Genomic DNA, 1,549 nt, shown 5'->3' on the forward strand with positions numbered 1-1,549 from the left:
ACCCTATTTATTGTAGAACCATTTAAATTAGAAAGTAGTTGACAAATTCATTTTATGATGATAAATTGTATTTACTAAAGATATTTGGAGAGAGATAACATGAAAACTTTTAGCACACACACATTTAAATTAGCTACAATTATTAGCATTATTAGGTAGTGTTTGTATCCGCAGTATAGATACAAACACGAAAAAAACTTTCAAGTTTGTATCTATGCGTGCTAAAGTTTTTTGTTGCTCGTATAGACTAATAATCTAAACGAGCGGCAGATTTTATCTCGCTTTTTTAATATACAGCTGTCAAAGCCTGTTTAGATTATTAGTTAATCTAAATAGGCTTTTTTTGTAATAAAATTTTTTGGGAAAGGGAATGAAGATTAATAATGGAAATGTCAGTTAAACCACAAGATTTAAATTGGGAAACATTAGGTTTTGGATACATAAATACTGGTAAGAGTTTTAGAGCATACTATAAAGATGGGAAATGGGATGGAGGCCAAGTAGTTGAGGCCAATACAATCACAATTAGTGAAGCTTCACCAGCAGTACATCTTGGTCAACAATGTTTTGAAGGACTCAAAGCCTACAGAACAAAAGACGGTTCAGTAAATTTATTCAGAGTAGATGAAAATGCGAAACGACTAGCACGCTCAGCTGATCAAGTGATGTTGCCACCGTATCCAGAAGATGCGTTTGTTGAAGCGGTAAAAGAAATCGTCCGTGCAAACGAAGAGTGGATTCCTCCTTATGGAACAGGTGCAACGCTTTACATTCGACCATTCTTAATCGGAGTCGGTGATATCGTCGGCGTATCTCCGGCATCAGAAGCCTTATTCGGAATATATGTTACACCTGTCGGTTCATACTTTAAAGGCGGTTTACAACCCGCACCTTTCATGGTCAGTGAATATGACCGAGCTGCACCAAGAGGAACCGGATCAGCTAAAGTGGGAGGAAATTATGCCTCAAGTTTTAAAGCGGGAAAAGAAGCTCAAGTGCATAACTTTGCGGATTCAATCTTCTTAGACCCAGCAACACATACAAAAATTGAAGAGGTCGGGGCAGCGAACTTTTTCGCTATTACTGAAGATGATGTCTTTGTCACACCTAAATCACCGTCTATTTTACCAAGTATTACAAAATACTCTTTATTGCATTTAGCAGAACATGTGCTTGGTTTAGAAACTTTTGAAGGTGACGTCTTTATTGACCAACTGGATCACTACAAAGAAGCAGGGGCTATGGGGACAGCCGCAGTGATTACACCGATTGGAAGTATTACTCAAGGCGACAAGAAACATGTCTTCTATTCAGAAACTGAAGTCGGACCACTAACTAGAGCCCTTTATGATGAATTAACTGGAATCCAATTTGGTGAAAAAGAAGGACCCGAAGGTTGGATTCAAAAAGTTGAATTTTAATTGTTGATGACTTGGATTAAAAGAAAGGAATCGCCGATTGTAAAATTAAGCTAGACAACTAAAACAGCCATTTGTGGTACACTCAACTTGTAATTCCGACCAAAGAATACAAAGGAGTGACCACAAAT

General features: G+C 37.4%; 1 protein-coding gene. It reads left to right on the forward strand.

The window, feature by feature from the left end:
• Window positions 1-389: 389 nt before the first annotated feature.
• Entirely contained in the window at window positions 390-1,421 is a 1,032-nt protein-coding gene (locus ACEN3Z_RS11790; RefSeq protein ID WP_407090970.1) for a branched-chain amino acid aminotransferase, read from the forward strand.
• Window positions 1,422-1,549: the final 128 nt, after the last annotated feature.

Origin of the sequence: Ruoffia sp. FAM 26254 (genome assembly GCF_045528545.1) — a bacterium.
GTDB classification, from domain to species: domain Bacteria; phylum Bacillota; class Bacilli; order Lactobacillales; family Aerococcaceae; genus Ruoffia; species Ruoffia halotolerans.

What these genes read in the sequence shown, in the direction of transcription:
- ACEN3Z_RS11790 (WP_407090970.1), top strand. Translation starts at nt 390, where the DNA reads ATGTCAGTTAAACCACAAGATTTAAATTGGGAAACATTAGGTTTTGGA.